Source organism: Bacillus sp. RE35, assembly GCF_052146655.1.
In the GTDB taxonomy this organism is placed as follows: Bacteria; Bacillota; Bacilli; order Bacillales; family Bacillaceae_G; genus Bacillus_A; species Bacillus_A cereus.
The window spans coordinates 5,210,974-5,231,402 of sequence record NZ_CP197377.1 but is presented as its reverse complement, the minus strand read 5'-3'; the positions used below and the strand labels follow the sequence as shown (position 1 = coordinate 5,231,402).

Here is a 20,429-nt window from a genome sequence, read left to right as displayed (position 1 = left end):
AGTGTGGTGTCTGAATGAATTTGTCAATTGCAGCATTAGAAAACATGAAATTAAAAGAGTTATACGAGCTTGCGAAAGAATTTAAGATTTCGTATTATAGCAAGTTAACGAAAAAAGAGCTGATTTTTTCTATTTTGAAAGCTCGAGCAGAAAAAGAAGGTTTCTTTTTCATGGAAGGCGTATTAGAAATTATTCAATCAGAAGGATTTGGATTCCTACGTCCTATCAACTATTCTCCAAGCTCAGAAGATATTTATATCTCAGCTTCGCAAATTCGTCGTTTCGATTTACGTAATGGAGATAAGGTTTCTGGTAAAGTACGACCTCCGAAAGAAAATGAACGCTATTTTGGGTTATTACAAGTTGAAGCTGTAAACGGAGATGATCCAGATTCAGCAAAAGAGCGTGTGCATTTCCCTGCATTAACACCATTATACCCAGATCGCCAAATGAAATTGGAAACGGAACCGAAAAAGTTACCGACACGCATCATGGATTTAATCGCACCAGTTGGATTTGGACAACGTGGTTTAATTGTTGCGCCTCCAAAGGCTGGTAAAACAAGTCTATTAAAAGAAATCGCGCACAGTGTTACAACAAATCATCCGGAAGCAGAACTAATTGTACTTTTAATTGATGAGCGTCCAGAGGAAGTAACAGACATTGAACGTTCTGTTAAAGGAGATGTTGTAAGTTCTACTTTTGATGAAGTACCAGAAAATCATATTAAAGTAGCTGAGCTTGTGTTAGAACGTGCGATGCGTCTTGTAGAGCACAAGAAAGATGTTATCATTTTAATGGATAGTATTACCCGTTTAGCTCGAGCTTACAACCTCGTTATTCCACCAAGTGGTAGAACATTATCAGGTGGTATCGATCCAGCTGCCTTCCATAGACCGAAGCGTTTCTTTGGAGCTGCACGTAATATTGAAGAAGGCGGTAGCTTAACAATTTTAGCAACAGCCCTTGTTGATACAGGATCACGTATGGACGATGTTATTTACGAGGAATTTAAAGGAACTGGAAATATGGAACTTCACTTAGATCGTTCATTAGCTGAACGTCGTATCTTCCCAGCGATTGATATTCGTCGTTCTGGTACACGTAAAGAAGATCTATTAATTCCAAAAGAACATTTAGACAAGTTATGGGGCATTCGTAAGACAATGCGTGATACACCAGACTTTGTTGAAAGTTTCTTACGTAAGCTTCGTCAAACGAAGACAAATGAAGAGTTTTTACAAAACATTGTTGCAGACTCGAAAAGGTATGTAACAACTAAGTAAAGGGAAAAAATCAGGACTCGCTTATTTTATAGTAAGCGAGTTTTTTATGCTGTTTAGGTGATATTAAAGAGAGAAATAAGTGAAAGAACCTGAGCTAGTCAGAGCTGGATGAGCTCCCTCCAGCGGCTAGAATGGTCGGTGGCTTCGCGTCTTCCTACAAGGTAAAAAGCACCTCTACGTCAGAAGCTCCATCCCCCTCCCATTCTGAACGAGCCGCTTCTGCTTTTAAATTGTATCTAGTTCCGACGGCTAGCTCTTCGTGTCTAAGAACCTCCAACACTAAAGGTAAAAAGCACCTTTTGTGCGAGAGAACCTTAGCCGGTCAGAGCTAAACGAGCCGTCTACACTTTTAATTTCAAAAGACAAAAACAGGTAGTTGCAAAATGAAGTTAGCCTTGTTATAATTTCATCATATGTGTTTCATCAATATAGTTGTGTATGCAGCTGAAGATGAAAAACTCTGTTTCGAAAATGATTCAGGGCGGAAGGAGATGAAAAGAATGAAAGCAGGAATTCACCCAGATTACAAGAAAGTTGTATTCATGGACACAAACACAGGCTTCAAATTCTTAAGCGGATCTACTAAAGGATCTAACGAAACTGTTGAGTGGGAAGATGGTAACACTTATCCATTACTAAAAGTTGAGATCAGTTCTGATTCTCACCCATTCTACACTGGACGTCAGAAGTTTGCTACTGCAGACGGACGCGTTGACCGCTTCAATAAGAAATACGGTCTTAAGTAATAAAAACATAAAACAGGCAAGTGTATGTATTCGCTTGTCTGTTTTTTTTGCGAAAATATTATACCTTTACCCTACTTTTAACTGAAAAGTAGATGAAAGGAGAGCTTCATGTACTTAATAAATCAAAATGGCTGGATTGAAGTGATTTGCGGTAGTATGTTTTCTGGCAAGTCAGAAGAGCTAATCCGCCGTGTGCGCCGTACGCAATTTGCAAAACAACATGCAATTGTATTTAAACCATGTATTGATAATCGATATAGTGAAGAAGATGTTGTATCACATAACGGATTAAAGGTAAAAGCAGTTCCTGTTTCAGCTTCAAAGGATATATTTGAACATATTACAGAAGAGCTGGATGTTATTGCAATCGATGAGGTGCAATTTTTTGATGGGGACATTGTGGAAGTGGTGCAAGTATTGGCAAATCGTGGCTATCGTGTCATTGTAGCTGGTTTAGACCAAGATTTCCGTGGTCTACCATTTGGACAAGTTCCTCAGCTGATGGCGATTGCTGAACATGTGACAAAACTACAAGCAGTATGTTCTGTATGTGGATCTCCAGCAAGTCGTACACAACGATTAATTGATGGAGAACCAGCGGCATTTGATGATCCAATTATTTTAGTTGGAGCTTCAGAATCGTATGAACCACGTTGTCGTCATTGTCATGCAGTACCTGCAAACAAAGATAAGTAAAACTCGCTGCGCAAGGCGGGTTTTTTTCAAAATAGAGAGAATGAGCGGTGTGAGCCGCTTACGTTTTTAAATATATCTAGTTCCGGTGGCTAGCTCTTCGCATCTAAGAACCTTCCGCCCGAAAGGTAAAAAGCACCTTTAGGTCGAAAGAACCTTAGTTGGTCAGAGCTGAAAGAGCCACTGCCACTTTTAAATATATTATCTAGCTCCAGCGGCTAGAATCTCCGGCCATTTCGCTCTCTCGCTCGAAGCAAAAAGCGCTTCAAGGTCGAGAGCTCCAATGGCCTGCAATTCTGAGCGAGCCGCTTGCGCTTTTAAATATAATTTGCGTTTTTTTGAGTAAGTACCATATACTATTTGTATTAGATACTAGGATGTAGAGGTGAATGATGTGTTAGATCGTTTGCAAGCTGTAGAAAATCGTTATGAGAAGTTAAATGAATTGTTAAGTGATCCAGCGATTATTAGTGATTCAAATAAGCTTCGTGAATATTCAAAGGAACAGTCTGATATACAGGAAACGGTAGAGGTGTATCGTGAGTATAAGGATGTTCGTGAGCAATTAAAAGATGCGAAAGCAATGTTAGAAGATAAGTTAGACGCAGAAATGCGTGAAATGGTAAAAGAAGAAGTTTCTGAGTTAGAATCACAAGATAAAACATTATCAGAGCGTCTGAAAATTTTACTTGTTCCAAAAGACCCTAATGATGATAAGAACGTTATCGTTGAGGTTCGTGGAGCTGCTGGTGGAGACGAGGCAGCTTTATTTGCTGGTGACTTATACCGTATGTATAGCCGTTACGCTGAGGTACAGGGCTGGAAAACGGAGATTATTGAGGCTAGTTATACAGAGTTAGGTGGATATAAAGAGATTATCTTTATGATTAATGGTAAAGGTGCTTTCGCGAAGCTGAAATTCGAGAATGGTGCTCACCGTGTACAACGTGTTCCTGAAACGGAATCTGGTGGACGTATTCATACATCTACAGCAACTGTAGCTGTATTACCAGAGGCAGAAGAAGTAGAAATTGATATTCATGAGAAAGATGTTCGTGTTGATACATTCGCTTCTAGTGGACCTGGTGGACAGAGCGTTAATACAACGATGTCAGCGGTGCGTTTAACGCATTTACCGACTGGTGTAGTTGTATCTTGTCAGGATGAGAAATCACAGATCAAGAATAAAGAAAAAGCGATGAAAGTATTACGCGCACGTGTTTATGATAAGTTTAGACAAGAAGCGCAAGCTGAGTATGATCAAAACCGTAAACAAGCTGTTGGTACGGGAGATCGTTCAGAGCGTATTCGTACGTATAACTTCCCGCAAAACCGTGTTACAGACCATCGAATCGGTTTAACGATTCAAAAGCTAGATCAAATCTTACAAGGTAAGTTAGATGATTTCATCAATGCCTTAGTGATGGAAGATCAGGCTCAAAAGATGGAGGCAGCTGAGTAATGCGTGTCTATGAAGCCCTGAAATGGGCTTCTTCTTTTTTACAGGAAAATGGACGAGATGAAAATGCGGGAGAAATTGTCCTTTGTCATGTATTAAAGGTGAACAGAACAGGATTACTTATGAATATGCGTGAAGAAATAACTGAGGAACAAGAGAAAAGCTTTACGGAGTTTATCCATAAGCATGTAGAAGGTATTCCTATTCAATATATGATTGGTTATGAAATATTTTATGGACGGTCTTTCTTTGTGAATGAAGAAGTATTAATACCAAGGCCGGAAACAGAAGAGCTTATAGTGGGAGTATTAGAAAGAATCGAGCGCCATTTTGGTGATGAGAAACTACATGTAGCAGATATAGGTACAGGTAGTGGAGCGATTTCTATTACGCTTGCTTTAGAAAATAAAAATCTTCATGTGTATACAGTAGATATTGCACAAGAGTCGATTGAAGTTGCAAAAGAAAATGCAAAAGCTTTAGGTGCAGAAGTAACGTTCTATCACGGTGATTTATTGTCACCATTTCATAAAACGGGTCAAAAGCTAGATGTTGTTGTTTCAAATCCTCCATATATACCGGAAGAGGATTGGCGTGGTCTTTCTCCTGTTGTGAAAGAGCATGAGCCGAAGAGAGCACTTGTTGGTGGTGAAGACGGATTAGATTTCTATCGCCGTTTTATGGAAGAATTGCCGAATGTGTTGCAGAAGAAAGCGATTGTGGCGTTTGAAATTGGAGTAGGACAAGGTGAGGATGTAAAAAGATTGTTACAACAAGCTTTTCCACATGCTCATGTTGAGGTTGTTTTCGATATTAACGGAAAAGATCGTATGGTATTTGCAGAGATGGAGTAAGGTTCACACCTTACTCTATTTTTTTGTGGAAAAATTCATATAGATTTTGAATTTAATAGTTTAGAAAGATGAAAGTCTGTCCACACTGTTTGTAGAAGGGACGGTGGAGGAAATGAAAAAACAAGTTATTGCTTATCTTCTTATACTATTAATTGGTGCACAGTTACTTGTGCAGTTTGGATATATGAAAGCTGATGCGAAAGGGCCTTCAGTTATTCCGAAAGAGGCCGTTCGATTACGAATTTTAGCAAATAGTGATTCAGATAAAGACCAGGCATTAAAGCGTAAAGTGCGTGATGAAGTAAAAGCACAAATTGATGGATGGGTAGCGGATTTAACTTCATTTGAAGAGGCGCGCAAAGTAATTCAAAGTCATATTCCAGAAATCGAGAAAACGGTGGAAAATACGTTAAAAAGAGAAGGAAGTAAAGAATCATTTCAAGTGAAATTTAGTAAGAATGTAAAGTTTCCTACAAAGGTATATGGGAATTTTATTTATCCGGCAGGGGAATATGAAGCAGTCTTAATTACAATTGGGGAAGGTGAAGGGGCAAACTGGTGGTGTGTATTATTTCCACCGATGTGTTTCTTAGATTTTTCAAGTGGTACAGCTGTAAGGAAAGAAGAACATGTTGTGAAGGCTGAATCTCCTGAAGAGGAGCAAGTAAAACAAATAGATAATGAAGAAGTAGTAAATGTAGAAGAGAAAAAAGAGGATGAGGTAAAAGAAACGAAAGTTGTAAAGCGGGAAGCAGTAAAAAAAGTAACAGCTTCTGAAAAGAAAGTAGTGAAAAATGAAACAAAAGTCGAAGAGCAGCCTGTAAGTAAAGAAGAAACAAAAAATGTGGAAAAAGTGGAGAAATCTGTGGAGAAAAAACAAGAAAAGCAAAATGAGTATGTAAAAGTAGAAGAGGAAGAAGAAAAGCCAGAAGTTAAATTGTTTATTGTAGAAGCTTTTACATCTTTATTCTCTAAATAGTACTATTAATAAATCCCTCCTCATATATATAAATGAGGAGGGATTTATTATGAAGAAAGTGTATTTTGCTACGAAAGCAGATGTGGAAAGATTACATTCTTTTTTCGGACAAGCTAATAAAAAAGATGATAAAATAAATGAGTTGTACGCACAATTTATGATTTTGGAAGAGGCGGAAGAAATACGAGCTGTAATTGGTTATGAACAAAGTGGGGAAGATGTACTTATTCGTTCTTGTTTATTCACACCTCATGTGGATAAACAGACTTTCTTATATTTTTTTGAAATGTTTTTGCAGTATATGAAAGAAAAAAGTGTTCAACAATTGTACTTACTAACAAATCATCCACAATCTGTACCGATCTTTCAGTTCTTTGACTTTTTTACTATAGAAAAGGATGAGGTTCCAGAGGGAATTCAACAGCTAGAACATTTTTGTAAAAATATAAAAGAGCAGAATGCAATAATACTAAATTGTCAGCTATTCACAAAGTTATCCACGGATTAATTAGGTTTATCCACATTTTGTGGATAAACCTTGTTTGTCTTTTGGATAAATCTCATAGTAAACTAAAAATAGACAAGTATTTAAGGCTAGAAAAGGACGTGGAAAAAAATGCATACAAATATGTGGGTTGTGGATAATGTTGTGGAAAGAAAAAAATATTATCCACAGTTACAAGAAGCAGCAAAATTATTAAGAGAAAATGAGGCGGTTGCTTTCCCTACGGAAACAGTATATGGGTTAGGGGCAAACGCGATGGATGATGAAGCAATCGCGAAAATTTTCGAAGCGAAAGGAAGACCGAGTGATAATCCACTCATTGTCCACATAGGTACAAAATCTCAGTTAGATGGGATTGTGAAAGAAATTCCACCAGTTGCAGAGAAGTTAATGGCGCATTTTTGGCCAGGACCATTAACAATTATTTTGCCGAGAAAAGAAGGAATTTCAGAGAAGGTGACGGCAGGACTTAATACGGTTGGAGTAAGAATGCCTGATCATCCAATTGCACTTGCTCTTATTGAAGAGGCGAATGTACCTGTTGCGGCACCAAGTGCGAATCGTTCAGGGCGTCCAAGTCCAACATTAGCTTCTCACGTATATGAAGATTTGAATGGGAAGATTGCAGGTATTGTTGATGGTGGTGCAACTGGAGTAGGCGTTGAATCAACTGTAATTGATTGTACAAGCACGGTTCCAACAATATTACGTCCAGGTGGGATTACGAAAGAACAATTAGAAGCGGTGATAGGTACTGTTTCTTTAGATCCAGCTTTAAAGGATGAGAAGGAAAAACCGAAATCGCCTGGAATGAAATACACACATTATGCGCCGAAAGCACCACTTAGTATTGTCGAGGGCTCACGTGAGTTTATTCAGCATCTTGTGGATGAGAAAAAGAAAGAAGGATTTAAAGTAGGCGTATTAACGACAGAAGAGTATCAGCATGTATATAGTGCAGATGTTATATTATCTTGTGGCGTTAGAAGTGACTTAGCTAGCGTTGCGACTAAATTATATGATGTACTTAGAACATTTGATGCAAGTGAAGTGGATGTTATTTTTAGTGAGTCATTCCCTAATGAAGGAATAGGGAATGCAATTATGAATCGTTTAACGAAAGCGGCAGGACATCATATTATTATTGAATGATAAGGTAAGATTAGCAAACAGAATATTTCTCCTTGGATAAGCATATTGTGAAGTAGCACGTCCAAGGAGGGGCATGAATGACGTTTGAACAGCTAATACCTTTAATAATTATGGCATTCGCCTTAGGGATGGATGCGTTCTCGGTGAGTCTTGGTATGGGGATGATGCCCCTAAAGTTAAGACAAATCCTGTATATTGGTATGACGATAGGGATATTTCATATTATTATGCCGTTTATAGGAATGGTACTAGGTCGTTTTTTATCAGAGAAATATGGAGATATCGCACATTTTGCGGGTGCTATTTTATTAATCGGACTAGGGTTTTATATCGTATATTCGACCATTTTACAAAATGAAGAGACTAGAACTGCTCCTATTGGAATTAGTTTATTCGTATTTGCATTTGGCGTCAGTATAGATAGTTTCTCAGTAGGGCTTAGTCTTGGTATTTATGGGGCACAGACAATTATTACGATTTTACTTTTTGGATTTGTTAGCATGTTATTAGCGTGGATTGGTTTATTAATTGGGAGACATGCGAAAGATATGCTCGGTACATACGGTGAGATAGTAGGTGGTATCATTTTGGTTGGGTTTGGATTATATATCCTTTTTCCTATATAATTTTATGTAGGAGGGAATTATGAACAAGCTATTGGAATGGTATGTTAAATTTTTAACCTTCTTTCCTCGATGGCTAAGAAGACTTATAATTTGGGGTATTATTTTGCAAATTTCGATGTTAGGTTGGATTAAGTTAATTCGTGAATGGTGAGATAGTTCCTTTCTGTGAATATTTTGTTTGTACTATATTTATTACGCTAAAAATTACAGATATAGAAAGGATGAGATGAATGACGAGATTGAAGCAAGTTTTTGGTATTATTATTAGTTTTTTTGTTTTTTGGTTTAGTATGCTCGGTGTACAAATGTTTGCTGAGTTTTTAGATATTGAGTCATTGAAATTTGTTGCGGGAAAGACTGAGGCGGCGCGTGCCTTTTACTCTCCGTACCCGTTTTTAATTGTTTTTCTTATTACATTGCTTTCCCTATACTTCTTCGTAATTAAGCTAGGGAAGCCGAAAAAAGAGAAAATGCCTACTTTAGAGGAAAAGAAGGAAGAATTACAATGATAAAATCCCCTGCTAAAAAGCAGGGGATTTTATATTTGAGTGATGGGAGGAATCTAGCTGCCTCCGCTTTTAGATGTTATCCAGCTCCAGCGGCTAGAATCTCCGGTCATTTCGCTCTCTCGCATGAAGCAAAAAGCGCTTCATGCGAGAGAGCTTGAAGTGCCCTCCCATTCTGAGCGAGCCGCTTCCGCTTTTAGATATATCTAGCTCCAGCGGCTAGAATGGTCGGTGGCTTCGCATCTTCCTGTGAGGCAAAAAGCGCCTCTACGTCAGAAGCTCCATCCTCCTCCCATTCTGAACGAGCCGCTTCCGCTTTTAGATATTATCCAGTTCCAATGGCCAGCTCTTCGCATCTAAGAACCTCCCGCACGAAAGGTAAAAAGCACCTTTTGTGCGAGAGAACCTTAGCTGGTCAGAGCTAAACGGGCCACTTCCACTTTTAAACTGGCCTAACTAATTCAAATTGTTCTCCTAATTTTGCATAGTTGTGTCCTGCTAGGCGGCTTATTGGTTTGAGTCCTTCGGCGTGAATGCGCCCTTTTTCATATAGATGTTCGGCAACGTGGAAACGAACGACGCGTCCAATTAGTAGATCACAAGCTGGTGAGTCTTCCGTTCCGCCAAGTGGAATTGCACGTTCTAATACGCATTCCATTCGAATATTTGCTTCTTTTACACCTGGAACAGAGATGACTTCACTTTCGATTGGTGTTAGTTTTGCTAGTTCAATTTCACTTTCATTTGGCGGGAGGTTAGCTGCTGTTTCGTTAATTGCTGCTACATATGATTCGTCAGAAATATGTACGACAAATTCTCCTTTTTCAATTGCGTTTCGGGAAGTGTCCTTTCTTTCTCCTGCTTTTCGTTGTACAGATACTGAGATAAGTGGTGGATTAGCAGCGACAATATTGAAATAACTATATGGTGCTCCGTTTAGTACACCTTCTTTTGTTACAGAAGTAACGAATGCGACAGGACGAGGGATGATACTTCCGGTAAGTAATTTGTAATTATCTTTTTCAGTTTGTTCATTTGGATTAATGGATAACATGCTTGTAATCCCCTTTCTAAATATGAATACTTATTGTTTGTTTACAAGATAACGATGAGAAAATCCTGCTGGAAATAATATTTTGTTTCATAAAAAGAACTTACTTCAATTGTAATGAAGTAAGTTCTTTTTCAAGAATCTCAAATTTGAGATAAAAATTAAAGTAAAACGTATGCGCCAGGTCCGATTAAAGCTACACCAACAGCGACAGCGATTAACATTAAGTTATATTCATATCCGTTTTGTGTTACCCAGTAACCATTTTTTCCGTGAACAGTGAAGATAGCCATTAACATTGTTCCAACGATAAATAATGAACCAACTACAATGAAAATACCTGATGCGAATAAGAAACCACCTAGTAATTCAGTTGCGCCAGCCATAAATGCCATAAATACACCAGGACGTAAACCGATTGACTCCATCCAGCCACCTGTTCCTTTTAAACCGTAACCGCCGAACCAACCAAATAATTTTTGAGCGCCATGACCCATGAATGTAATTCCTATAATAAGACGAATAATAAGTAGACCGAAATCCATCATTTTAAAAACCTCCTAAAAGTTATTAACTTACCTTACGTAAGTAATAATAAAATAGTTACTTACTATAGTCAAGTGGATTTTGAAAAAAGTTTGAATTAAATTTTACAAATTAACAACAAAAAATAAAATGTAGTAAAGACCTCTAGACAAGTTGGGCAAAAAAAGAGAAAATATAAATAGAAGTTAACTTCTAATTGTTATTCAGACAATCAGAATTGACTGGAATTTTGTGAAGCGCTACAATAAGAGTCTATTAGTAATGACATAATTTATTTCGAAAGCGTTTTTACAGTATAATATTCGAAGTATGAAGTCTTACATGTATCCCGAGTTTTACTAGGGATTGCCCTATAAACTTTTAGGTAAATTATAAGGAGGACTATCCTATGTTTAAAAAATTATTCGGTCTTGGTTCAAAAACAAATGAAGAAACAATCGTAGCTCCATTAACTGGAGCAGTGAAAAATATTGAAGAAGTACCAGATCCAGTATTTGCTGGTCGTATGATGGGTGACGGTGTTGCAATTGATCCTACTGAAGGTGTAGTTGTATCTCCAGTTGATGGTGAAATCGTACAATTATTCCACACAAAACATGCTATCGGAATTAAAGCGAAAAACGGTACAGAAATTTTAATCCACGTTGGATTAGAAACTGTAAAAATGGAAGGTGAAGGTTTCGAAGCTCACGTTTCTGAAGGCCAAGCTGTAAAAGCTGGAGATAAATTAATCTCATTCGACTTAGAATTAATCCGTGAAAAAGCGAAAAGCACAATTACTCCAATTGTTATTACAAACACAGATGCAGCTGAGTCTATTAAGACAACTGTAGGCGTAGCAGCTACAAAAGGTTCAACAGAAGTAATGAAAGTTACAATGAAATAATTGCAATATAAGAGGAATCCGTTTCGTATGAAATGGATTCCTTATTTTTGTTGCGTGTTCAGTATGTATGTTAAAATACTCTAGGCACTTGGAAATAGGGTTTCACATATATGTGGATAAGGCGCATTTTTCTTAGAAAAAATATAAGAGAAATGCGCCTTTTGTATATTCACATTTCTTTTGTTCTATTCTAATGTAAGTTATGATGAATGATAAGAAATCGAGTATAGGGGTGGGTTTGAATGAAACGAGTGTTATTTGTTTGTACTGGCAATACATGTCGTAGTCCAATGGCTGAGGCGTTGCTTCGTCATCACGGAGGAGATAAGTTTGAAGTGCAATCTGCTGGTGTTTTCGCCTATCCTGGGAGCGATGCATCGGTACATGCGAAGGAAGCTTTAGCTGAAAAAGGAATTTCAATTGATCATGTGGCGCAGCAAGTAAATGAAACTTTGCTTGATTGGGCTGATATTGTCGTAACGATGACAGAAAACCATAAGCAAATTGTACTTGGGCATTATCCGAGCGTTGAAAAGAAATTAAATACGTTATATGGATTAACTGAAGGTATAGGCAAGGACATTTCAGATCCATTTGGAGGCTCGCTTTCTATTTATAAAGAAACGTTAGATGAGATGGAAAAACTTGTACAAACTTTACTGAAAAAACATTCAGTAGGTTGATGTTTCGTGTATAATACGATATTGGAGATCACTTCTTCCTATATGAGGTAGCGAGTGTGAAATGAAGATAATTGATTGAAACTTTGGAGGGGTAAAAATGAAAGTAGTAATAGCATCTGATCACGGCGGTATGAATATCCGCAAAGAACTTGTAAATTTATTAGAAGAGTTAAATATTGAATATATTGATTTAGGTTGTGAATGTGAAGCTGGTTCTGTTGATTACCCTGACTTTGCGTTTCCAGCAGCTGAAATGGTAGCGAATGGTGAAGTAGATCGTGGTATCTTAGTTTGTGGGACAGGCATTGGTATGTCAATCGCAGCAAACAAAGTAAATGGTATCCGTTGTGCGTTAGTTCATGATACTTTCAGCGCGAAAGCGACGAGAGAGCATAATGACACTAACATGCTAGCAATGGGCGAGCGTGTAATTGGTGCTGGTCTAGCGCGTGATATCGCGAAAATCTGGTTAACAACTGATTATGAAGGTGGTCGTCACGAAAACCGCGTAGGAAAAATTAAAACATACGAAACAAAGTAATAGATTCTAACTATCAGTAGTGTGAAATATAATTTGGTGAACCAACCTGTGAAAGGAAGAGGCGTAATGACAGAAATCGTAAAGGTAAGAGAACAGCTACAAATGTCGCTTTCTGATTTCCAAGAACAAGCTTCATTACAAAGCGGTCAAGTTTTTGTAGTGGGTTGTAGCACGAGCGAAGTGCTAGGCGAAAGAATTGGAACATCAGGAACGATGGAAGTAGCAGAGGCGATTTTCTCTGAGTTAAAACAATTTCAAGAGCAAACAGGTATTGAATTAGCGTTTCAATGTTGTGAGCATTTAAACCGTGCTTTAGTAGTTGAGAGAGAAGTAGCGATAAAATATCAATTTGAAATTGTAACAGTTACGCCTGTTAGATCAGCAGGTGGTGCATTGGGGACATATGCGTATCACAATTTGAAAGATCCGGTAGTAGTTGAGTTTATTAAAGCTGATGCAGGAATGGATATTGGTGATACATTTATCGGTATGCATTTGAAGCATGTAGCTGTTCCGGTTCGTACAAGTGTGAAGGAAATTGGAAGTGCGCATGTAACGATGGCCAAAACACGTGGAAAACTAATTGGTGGAGCACGTGCTGTCTATGCGGCAGTGGAAGAGACTACCACTTGCCGTTAAATATGAGAAATTAGAAAGTCATATAGTACCTGTTTATCATAAGGTAAAAGGTATGTTGTCTGACTTTATAATAGAAGAAAGAAAAGACCGATTTTCGGTCTTTTTTTTCTTTTATGATATAGAAAGTCATGTTAGAATGTAGTTGAAAACATGAAGGTTCGAAAGAATTACAACCTGAATTTTCGTTTTTTCTGAATAAATAAGAAAAAACTGTTGGGAATCGATGTAATTCGTTCAGAAAAGGGGGATTTTGGTGGATCATTTAAAACGTCAAGATGAAAAGGTATTTGCTGCAATTGAGGCAGAACTAGGAAGACAGCGTTCAAAGATTGAGTTAATTGCTTCGGAAAACTTTGTAAGTGAAGCAGTAATGGAGGCACAAGGTTCTGTTTTAACGAATAAGTATGCTGAAGGATATCCTGGAAAACGTTACTATGGTGGCTGTGAACACGTAGACGTAGTAGAAGATATCGCACGTGATCGCGTGAAAGAAATTTTCGGCGCAGAGCACGTAAATGTTCAACCACACTCTGGTGCACAAGCGAACATGGCAGTATACTTCACGATTTTAGAGCAAGGCGATACAGTACTTGGTATGAACTTATCTCATGGTGGTCACTTAACACACGGAAGCCCTGTTAACTTCAGTGGAGTACAATATAATTTCGTAGAATATGGCGTGGATGCTGACTCTCACCGTATTAATTACGATGATGTATTAGCAAAAGCGAAAGAGCATAAACCAAAATTAATCGTTGCAGGTGCAAGTGCATACCCTCGTGTTATCGATTTCAAGCGATTCCGTGAGATTGCAGATGAAGTGGGCGCTTATTTAATGGTTGATATGGCACATATCGCAGGTTTAGTAGCTGCTGGTTTACATCCAAATCCAGTACCACATGCACATTTCGTTACAACGACAACACATAAAACGTTACGTGGTCCGCGTGGTGGTATGATTTTATGTGAAGAGCAATTTGCAAAACAAATTGATAAATCAATCTTCCCTGGTATTCAAGGTGGTCCACTTATGCACGTAATCGCTGCAAAAGCTGTTGCATTTGGTGAAGCACTTCAAGATGATTTCAAAACATATGCACAAAATATCATTAACAATGCGAACCGCTTAGCTGAAGGTCTTCAAAAAGAAGGACTTACACTTGTTTCTGGCGGAACAGACAATCACTTAATCTTGATTGATGTTCGTAACTTAGAAATCACAGGTAAAGTAGCAGAGCACGTATTAGATGAAGTTGGTATTACAGTGAACAAAAATACAATTCCATTTGAAACAGCAAGCCCATTTGTAACAAGTGGTGTACGTATCGGTACAGCAGCTGTAACATCTCGTGGTTTCGGTTTAGAAGAAATGGATGAAATTGCGTCACTTATTGCTTATACATTAAAAAATCATGAAAATGAAGCTGCATTAGAAGAAGCACGTAAGCGTGTAGAAGCGTTAACTAGCAAATTCCCAATGTATCCAAATCTATAATAGATTGAAGAAGACTGCCGAGACTTAATTGTTTTGGCGGTCTTTTTTTTGGACATATATTATTTTTAAAGTATGTATACAAATGATGAATAAATTTTGGCGATATAATGAAGGATACAGCTCCCATAATTGGTAAAGATACTAGATAGATTCATTGTAAAATCATGATTTTGCCAAATTTGCCCTTGAATATTAGTAGCGTTTTCTTTACAATCGTAAATAGTGTAAAAAAGCGTGCAAACGCATGAATATCATCTAAAGGAGAGATTCACATGGGAAAACTGTATGTATTTGATCACCCGTTAATTCAACATAAGATTACATATATTCGCGATAAGAATACAGGTACGAAAGATTTTCGTGAATTAGTGGACGAAGTAGCAAGCTTAATGGCTTTCGAAATTACTCGCGACCTTCCACTTAAGGACATTGAAATTGAAACACCTGTAAGCAAAGCGACAACAAAAGTGATCGCTGGTAAAAAACTTGGTTTAATTCCGATTTTACGTGCAGGTTTAGGAATGGTTGATGGAATTCTGAAATTAATTCCAGCAGCAAAAGTAGGACACGTTGGTTTATACCGTGACCCTAAAACATTGCAACCGGTAGAATACTATGTGAAACTTCCAACGGATGTAGAAGAGCGTGACTTTATCGTACTAGATCCGATGCTAGCAACAGGTGGTTCTGCGGCTGAAGCAATTAACTCTCTGAAAAAGCGCGGTGCGAAACAAATTAAATTAATGTGTATCGTTGCAGCTCCAGAAGGGGTAAAAGTAGTACAAGAAGAACATCCTGATGTTGATATTTATGTAGCAGCATTAGATGAGAAATTAAATGACCACGGATATGTAGTACCAGGTCTTGGTGATGCTGGTGACCGTTTATTCGGAACGAAGTAAGACAACTGACGAGCAGGGGAGATTCCCCAGCTCGTCTTTTTTGCTGTAAGCAAGTAGGGGAGGGGGAGAGGATAAATATACATCGTATATACAACATAAGTTGCATACACCTCACATATAATATAGAAGTCTTACGTCTGAGGAACACTATATTATGGAAGAAAAGCGTTATATCTCGAAAATATAATAGTGACAAACTTGTGAACATTTCCTTCTATTATAAAGAGAAAACTGTTAGAAATTGCATATATGTAACCAGTATTTAGAAGGGGAACGTTTTCATTTTTGGGAGGAAATGCCTAATACTCAAATTTTTAGATTTTTTACGATTTCTCGTTGACACTGTTAATACCCTATTGTATGCTAACAACGGGGATAGATGGTAGGGCTTTCAGTGACAAAATTACATCTATTCCGTGACGAAAATGTAAACTTTTTGTTTTGTATAGGATTTATGCAAAAAAATGAGTTATTATTAACACATCGTGAATGAGGGTTACATATTGGAGGGATGAATCCTTGCAAAAAAACGATCGCAGCCATATAAAAGCTTATGCTTTAATGTCAGGTATTCTTGCTCAATTAGTCGGTTCTATTCTTGTTGGAATCTTTGGTGGGCAGTGGATTGATAATAAGGTTGGAACGTTTCCGTTGTTTCTTATTATAGGGTTATTACTCGGACTAGGAACAGGGGTATACGCAATGATTCGACTCATTCGACATTACTATTCGGGAGAGCAATGATGATAGACGTACATGGACTTGTCCAAAGACAAAAGAAATATATGTACTACTTGCTTGCGCTTCTAGTGCTAGGATGGGGATTTACCTCTTACAAGGATGTATTTCTTGGACTGATTATCGGTACGATTTTCAGTTTTCTTAGTTTGCGCATCATTGCACGTAGAACAGACAAGCTGCTAGATCGCGTAACAAATGGAGAAAACGTGAAGTTCAAGGCAACAGCGGTAAGTACATATTCAAGATTCGCCACGATTGGGTTATTAATTTTATTTGCAGCCAAATATCAAGAGTTAATCGCGATGTGGGGCCTAGGTGTAGGATTGCTGACAGGATACCTTGTCATGATCATAGATTTTCTTTATTTAGAGTATAAGAGCAGGGAAGAGAGGTGAATTACTAGTGGAACACGGTAAATTAGTTGAATTTCTAGGTTTAACGTTCGATTTGTCATCAGTTATGATGGTTACTGTAGCAGCAGTTATTGTTTTCTTAATCGCTGTTATCGGAACTCGCAGCTTAGCTCTTCGCCCAACCGGGATGCAAAACTTCATGGAATGGGTGTTTGACTTCGTGAAAGGGATTATCAATAGTACGATGGACTGGAAAACAGGTGGACGTTTCTTAACGCTTGGCGTTACGCTTATCATGTTTATCATCGTATCGAACTTCCTTGGTTTACCATTCATGTATTCAGCAACTGAAGCTGGCGAACATATTGCATGGTGGAGATCACCAACGTCTGATCCAGCAGTTACATTAACATTAGCCGTGATGGTAGTTACCCTCACCCATTATTATGGAATTAAGATGAAGGGTACGAAAGAGTACGTAAAAGGTTATTTCCAACCTATGAAATTCTTATTCCCATTAAAGGTTATTGAGGAGTTTGCTAACACATTAACGTTAGGTCTTCGTTTATTTGGTAACATTTATGCAGGTGAGATCTTATTAGGATTACTTGCTAAGTTGGGCGGAGCATCAGTCCTTGGGGCATTAGGTGCGCTTGTACCAATGTTAGCATGGATGGGATTCAGTGTATTCGTTGGATCAATCCAAGCATTTATTTTCGTTATGTTAACGATGGTTTATATGGCTCATAAAGTAAGCCATGACCATTAATATAATTTAAGTAAGAAAAAATTTATTTTTTTATAATACAAAGGAGGACAAATTAAATGAGTTTAGGTGTAATCGCAGCTGCAATTGCAATTGGTTTATCAGCATTAGGTGCAGGTATTGGTAACGGTCTTATCGTATCACGTACAATCGAAGGTGTTGCTCGTCAACCAGAATTAAAAGGCGCACTTCAAACAATTATGTTCATCGGGGTTGCTTTAGTTGAGGCACTTCCAATCATCGGTGTAGTTATTGCATTCATCGTAATGAACAAATAAGGGAGACTCCCCTTACATAGATGGCGAAGAGTGTTTTTCCGAACTTTCTTCGCCATTGCTTTATGAACGAAACGTATGTCTTTTTTTTTCATATGATCAATTTAGATATTTTGAAGGGAGTGAATCCTTGTGCCAACTTTATTATTAGGAGCTTCCATTCCATTTGGAACGATTGCTTATACATTGTTCATTTTCTTACTTCTATTAGTAATGCTACGCAAATTTGCGTGGGGTCCTTTAATGGGAATTATGAAAGAACGTGAAGAGCACGTTGCTAATGAAATCGACGCTGCAGAAAGAAATAATGCTGAAGCGAAGAAATTAGTAGAAGAACAACGTGAGATGTTAAAACAATCGCGTGTTGAAGCACAAGAGTTAATCGAAAGAGCGAAAAAGCAAGCTGTAGATCAAAAGGATGTTATTGTTGCTGCTGCGAAAGAAGAAGCAGAATCAATTAAAGCATCTGCTGTACAAGAAATTCAACGCGAAAAAGAGCAAGCAATTGCTGCTTTACAAGAACAAGTCGCTTCTTTATCTGTTCAAATTGCTTCTAAAGTAATTGAAAAAGAATTAAAAGAAGAAGATCAAGTGAAGTTAATTCGCGATTATATTAAAGAAGTAGGAGAAGCGCGATGAGCAATGGGATTGTAGCAAAACGTTATGCTGTCGCTCTTTTTAAAATTGCAAAAGAAAAACACGTATTAGAAATGTTTGAAGAGGAATTACGCCTTGTACAAAACGTTTATGTAAAGAACGGAGAACTACATAGCTTTTTAACGCAACCGAACATTTCAAAGGAACAAAAGAAAACGTTTCTTGCAAACGTATTCGGATCTGTTTCTGAATCTATTTTAAATACGTTATATATTTTAATTGATAACAAACGCATTGATATCTTACCTGAAATTGCAGATGAATATGTTGTTCTTGCTAATGAAGAACGTAACGTAGCGGATGCAACTGTATATTCTACTCGTCTTCTATCAGAAGAAGAGAAGCTTAACATTGCTGAAGCATTTGCAAAGAGAACGGGAAAAGATGCAATTCGCGTGAAAAATGTTGTAGATGAAGATTTACTAGGCGGAATTAAAGTACGTATTGGAAATCGCATTTATGACGGAAGTTTACAAGGAAAATTAGCACGTATTCAGCGTGAATTAATGAAGAATAGATAGGGGTGAAGCACATGAGCATCAGAGCTGAAGAAATTAGCGCACTGATAAAGCAACAAATCGAGAACTATCAGTCTGAAATCGAAGTTAGTGATGTTGGTACAGTTATCCAAGTTGGTGACGGTATCGCGCGTGCTCATGGTCTTGATAACGTTATGGCTGGTGAACTTGTAGAGTTCTCTAACGGCGTTATGGGACTAGCACAAAACTTAGAGGAAAACAACGTAGGTATTATCATTTTAGGACCTTACACAGAAATCCGTGAAGGTGACGAAGTTCGTCGTACTGGTCGCATCATGCAAGTACCAGTAGGAAAAGAACTAATTGGTCGTGTTGTAAACCCATTAGGTCAACCAGTTGATGGTTTAGGCCCAATCAATACAACAAACACTCGTCCAATCGAAAGTCCAGCACCAGGTGTAATGGATCGTAAATCTGTTCATGAGCCACTTCAAACAGGTATTAAAGCGATCGATGCTCTTGTACCAATTGGCCGTGGTCAACGTGAGTTAATCATTGGTGACCGTCAAACTGGTAAAACAGCAGTTGCACTTGATACAATCATTAACCAAAAAGATGAAGACATGATTTGTATCTACGTAGCAATTGGACAAAAAGAATCAACTGTACGTAACGTAGTAGAAACACTACGTAAGCACGGTGCATTAGAATACACAATCGTTGTAACTGCATCTGCTTCTCAACCAGCTCCATTATTATACCTAGCTCCTTATGCTGGTGTAACAATGGGTGAAGAGTTCATGTACAATGGTAAACACGTATTAGTAGTATATGATGACTTATCAAAACAAGCAGCGGCTTACCGTGAGCTGTCATTACTATTACGTCGTCCTCCAGGTCGTGAAGCTTACCCAGGGGATGTATTCTACTTACATTCTCGCTTATTAGAGCGTGCAGCAAAATTAAGTGATGCAAAAGGCGGCGGTTCTTTAACTGCACTACCTTTCATCGAAACACAAGCAGGGGACGTATCAGCATACATCCCAACAAACGTAATTTCTATTACGGATGGACAAATCTTCTTACAATCTGACCTATTCTTCTCTGGCGTACGTCCAGCGATCGATGCGGGTACTTCTGTATCTCGTGTAGGTGGATCTGCTCAGATTAAAGCAATGAGTAAAGTATCAGGTACACTTCGTCTTGACCTTGCATCTTACCGTGAGTTAGAAGCGTTCGCTCAGTTCGGTTCTGACCTTGATAAAGCAACTCAAGCGAAATTAAACCGTGGTGCTCGTACTGTTGAGGTATTAAAACAAGGATTACACAAACCGTTACGTGTAGAGAAACAAGTTATCATTCTTTACGCTTTAACACGTGGATTCCTAGATGATATCCCAGTAGTAGATATCACTCGTTTTGAAGAAGAATTCCATGCTTGGTTAGATTCTAATGCGACTGACTTATTAGAAGAAATCCGCACAACTAAGAAACTTGCGGATGACGACAAATTTGCAGCAGCAATCAATGGATTTAAAAAAGTATTCGTAGCTTCTGAATAATAAAAGCGGAAGCGGCTCGTTCAAGCCGCTGGAGCTAGATAGTATAT

General features: G+C 38.1%; 27 protein-coding genes. 25 read left to right on the top strand and 2 right to left on the bottom strand.

Annotated features, from left to right (window positions below; genetic code table 11):
- The first annotated feature begins 14 nt into the window (after nucleotides 1-14).
- The 11 genes from rho to ACTL4X_RS26775 all read left to right on the top strand — a co-directional run bounded on the left by rho (nucleotide 15) and on the right by ACTL4X_RS26775 (nucleotide 8,809).
- On the top strand, nucleotides 15-1,286 hold the full coding sequence (rho, locus tag ACTL4X_RS26825) for a transcription termination factor Rho (RefSeq protein WP_001053903.1): 1,272 nt from the start codon (nucleotides 15-17) through the stop codon (nucleotides 1,284-1,286).
- A 500-nt stretch (nucleotides 1,287-1,786) separates the two neighbouring features.
- Entirely contained in the window at nucleotides 1,787-2,032 is a 246-nt protein-coding gene (locus tag ACTL4X_RS26820) for a type B 50S ribosomal protein L31 (protein WP_000643433.1), read from the top strand.
- 108 nt (nucleotides 2,033-2,140) lie between these two features.
- Nucleotides 2,141-2,728, top strand: a complete 588-nt coding sequence (locus ACTL4X_RS26815; RefSeq protein WP_000280859.1) for a thymidine kinase — start codon at nucleotides 2,141-2,143, stop codon at nucleotides 2,726-2,728.
- Between the two features lie 391 nt (nucleotides 2,729-3,119).
- Entirely contained in the window at nucleotides 3,120-4,187 is a 1,068-nt protein-coding gene (prfA, locus tag ACTL4X_RS26810; RefSeq protein ID WP_000887064.1) for a peptide chain release factor 1, read from the top strand.
- Nucleotides 4,187-5,038 carry a peptide chain release factor N(5)-glutamine methyltransferase gene (gene prmC / locus ACTL4X_RS26805; RefSeq protein WP_001267061.1) on the top strand — a complete coding sequence of 284 codons (852 nt, stop codon included), beginning with the start codon at nucleotides 4,187-4,189 and terminating at the stop codon, nucleotides 5,036-5,038. The genes prfA and prmC overlap by 1 nt, the downstream gene beginning before the upstream one ends.
- 112 nt (nucleotides 5,039-5,150) lie before the next feature.
- Nucleotides 5,151-6,017, top strand: a complete 867-nt coding sequence (gene spoIIR, locus ACTL4X_RS26800; protein WP_033666656.1) for a stage II sporulation protein R — start codon at nucleotides 5,151-5,153, stop codon at nucleotides 6,015-6,017.
- Nucleotides 6,018-6,066: 49 nt separating this feature from the next.
- Nucleotides 6,067-6,525 carry a mechanosensitive ion channel protein gene (locus tag ACTL4X_RS26795; protein WP_000758437.1) on the top strand — a complete coding sequence of 153 codons (459 nt, stop codon included), beginning with the start codon at nucleotides 6,067-6,069 and terminating at the stop codon, nucleotides 6,523-6,525.
- 108 nt (nucleotides 6,526-6,633) lie between these two features.
- Nucleotides 6,634-7,674: an L-threonylcarbamoyladenylate synthase gene (locus ACTL4X_RS26790; RefSeq protein WP_000557353.1), complete on the top strand. Its 1,041-nt coding sequence runs from the start codon at nucleotides 6,634-6,636 to the stop codon at nucleotides 7,672-7,674.
- Between the two features lie 77 nt (nucleotides 7,675-7,751).
- Nucleotides 7,752-8,300, top strand: coding sequence for a manganese efflux pump MntP (locus ACTL4X_RS26785; RefSeq protein WP_000142475.1), 549 nt, complete (start codon nucleotides 7,752-7,754; stop codon nucleotides 8,298-8,300).
- A 19-nt stretch (nucleotides 8,301-8,319) separates the two neighbouring features.
- Entirely contained in the window at nucleotides 8,320-8,451 is a 132-nt protein-coding gene (locus tag ACTL4X_RS26780; protein ID WP_001037634.1) for a hypothetical protein, read from the top strand.
- A 79-nt stretch (nucleotides 8,452-8,530) separates the two neighbouring features.
- A complete protein-coding gene (locus tag ACTL4X_RS26775; RefSeq protein ID WP_000197472.1) occupies nucleotides 8,531-8,809 on the top strand; it encodes a DUF3935 domain-containing protein in 279 nt (92 codons plus the stop codon).
- Nucleotides 8,810-9,248: 439 nt separating this feature from the next.
- Here the strand turns inward: ACTL4X_RS26775 and ACTL4X_RS26770 are convergent, their stop codons facing one another.
- A complete protein-coding gene (locus ACTL4X_RS26770) occupies nucleotides 9,249-9,860 on the bottom strand; it encodes a flavin reductase family protein (protein ID WP_000949055.1) in 612 nt (203 codons plus the stop codon).
- Between the two features lie 158 nt (nucleotides 9,861-10,018).
- Nucleotides 10,019-10,405 (bottom strand): DoxX family protein, encoded by a 387-nt coding sequence (locus tag ACTL4X_RS26765; protein WP_000968616.1) that lies wholly within the window; start codon nucleotides 10,403-10,405, stop codon nucleotides 10,019-10,021.
- A gap of 386 nt (nucleotides 10,406-10,791) precedes the next feature.
- On the opposite strand from ACTL4X_RS26765, the gene ACTL4X_RS26760 reads away from it, so the two are divergent.
- The 14 genes from ACTL4X_RS26760 (at nucleotide 10,792) to atpA (ending at nucleotide 20,382) form a co-directional block, all read left to right on the top strand.
- On the top strand, nucleotides 10,792-11,289 hold the full coding sequence (locus tag ACTL4X_RS26760) for a PTS sugar transporter subunit IIA (protein ID WP_000473665.1): 498 nt from the start codon (nucleotides 10,792-10,794) through the stop codon (nucleotides 11,287-11,289).
- A 242-nt stretch (nucleotides 11,290-11,531) separates the two neighbouring features.
- A complete protein-coding gene (locus tag ACTL4X_RS26755; protein WP_137396977.1) occupies nucleotides 11,532-11,972 on the top strand; it encodes a low molecular weight protein arginine phosphatase in 441 nt (146 codons plus the stop codon).
- 97 nt (nucleotides 11,973-12,069) lie between these two features.
- Nucleotides 12,070-12,513, top strand: a complete 444-nt coding sequence (gene rpiB, locus ACTL4X_RS26750) for a ribose 5-phosphate isomerase B (protein ID WP_000869538.1) — start codon at nucleotides 12,070-12,072, stop codon at nucleotides 12,511-12,513.
- Between the two features lie 66 nt (nucleotides 12,514-12,579).
- The gene (locus ACTL4X_RS26745) at nucleotides 12,580-13,152 is read left to right on the top strand and encodes a TIGR01440 family protein (RefSeq protein WP_000136386.1); all 573 of its coding nucleotides are present in this window, start codon (nucleotides 12,580-12,582) and stop codon (nucleotides 13,150-13,152) included.
- Nucleotides 13,153-13,405: 253 nt separating this feature from the next.
- Nucleotides 13,406-14,647 carry a serine hydroxymethyltransferase gene (gene glyA, locus ACTL4X_RS26740; RefSeq protein ID WP_000349805.1) on the top strand — a complete coding sequence of 414 codons (1,242 nt, stop codon included), beginning with the start codon at nucleotides 13,406-13,408 and terminating at the stop codon, nucleotides 14,645-14,647.
- A gap of 272 nt (nucleotides 14,648-14,919) precedes the next feature.
- Complete coding sequence (gene upp / locus ACTL4X_RS26735) at nucleotides 14,920-15,549, top strand: uracil phosphoribosyltransferase (protein WP_000517539.1); 630 nt, start codon at nucleotides 14,920-14,922, stop codon at nucleotides 15,547-15,549.
- Between the two features lie 379 nt (nucleotides 15,550-15,928).
- Nucleotides 15,929-16,042, top strand: a complete 114-nt coding sequence (locus ACTL4X_RS26730) for a DUF4024 domain-containing protein (RefSeq protein ID WP_000232962.1) — start codon at nucleotides 15,929-15,931, stop codon at nucleotides 16,040-16,042.
- 26 nt (nucleotides 16,043-16,068) lie between these two features.
- On the top strand, nucleotides 16,069-16,293 hold the full coding sequence (locus ACTL4X_RS26725; protein ID WP_001171223.1) for an AtpZ/AtpI family protein: 225 nt from the start codon (nucleotides 16,069-16,071) through the stop codon (nucleotides 16,291-16,293).
- Nucleotides 16,293-16,685, top strand: a complete 393-nt coding sequence (locus ACTL4X_RS26720; protein WP_000567600.1) for an ATP synthase subunit I — start codon at nucleotides 16,293-16,295, stop codon at nucleotides 16,683-16,685. The genes ACTL4X_RS26725 and ACTL4X_RS26720 overlap by 1 nt, the downstream gene beginning before the upstream one ends.
- Before the next feature lie 7 nt (nucleotides 16,686-16,692).
- Nucleotides 16,693-17,412 (top strand): F0F1 ATP synthase subunit A, encoded by a 720-nt coding sequence (gene atpB, locus ACTL4X_RS26715; protein ID WP_000399871.1) that lies wholly within the window; start codon nucleotides 16,693-16,695, stop codon nucleotides 17,410-17,412.
- A gap of 56 nt (nucleotides 17,413-17,468) precedes the next feature.
- Nucleotides 17,469-17,687, top strand: coding sequence for a F0F1 ATP synthase subunit C (atpE, locus tag ACTL4X_RS26710; RefSeq protein ID WP_000052064.1), 219 nt, complete (start codon nucleotides 17,469-17,471; stop codon nucleotides 17,685-17,687).
- A 129-nt stretch (nucleotides 17,688-17,816) separates the two neighbouring features.
- On the top strand, nucleotides 17,817-18,323 hold the full coding sequence (gene atpF, locus ACTL4X_RS26705) for a F0F1 ATP synthase subunit B (protein ID WP_001142624.1): 507 nt from the start codon (nucleotides 17,817-17,819) through the stop codon (nucleotides 18,321-18,323).
- On the top strand, nucleotides 18,320-18,862 hold the full coding sequence (gene atpH / locus ACTL4X_RS26700; RefSeq protein WP_000064683.1) for a F0F1 ATP synthase subunit delta: 543 nt from the start codon (nucleotides 18,320-18,322) through the stop codon (nucleotides 18,860-18,862). The genes atpF and atpH overlap by 4 nt, the downstream gene beginning before the upstream one ends.
- An 11-nt stretch (nucleotides 18,863-18,873) precedes the next feature.
- The gene (gene atpA, locus ACTL4X_RS26695; RefSeq protein ID WP_000027518.1) at nucleotides 18,874-20,382 is read left to right on the top strand and encodes a F0F1 ATP synthase subunit alpha; all 1,509 of its coding nucleotides are present in this window, start codon (nucleotides 18,874-18,876) and stop codon (nucleotides 20,380-20,382) included.
- The last annotated feature ends 47 nt before the right edge of the window (nucleotides 20,383-20,429 follow it).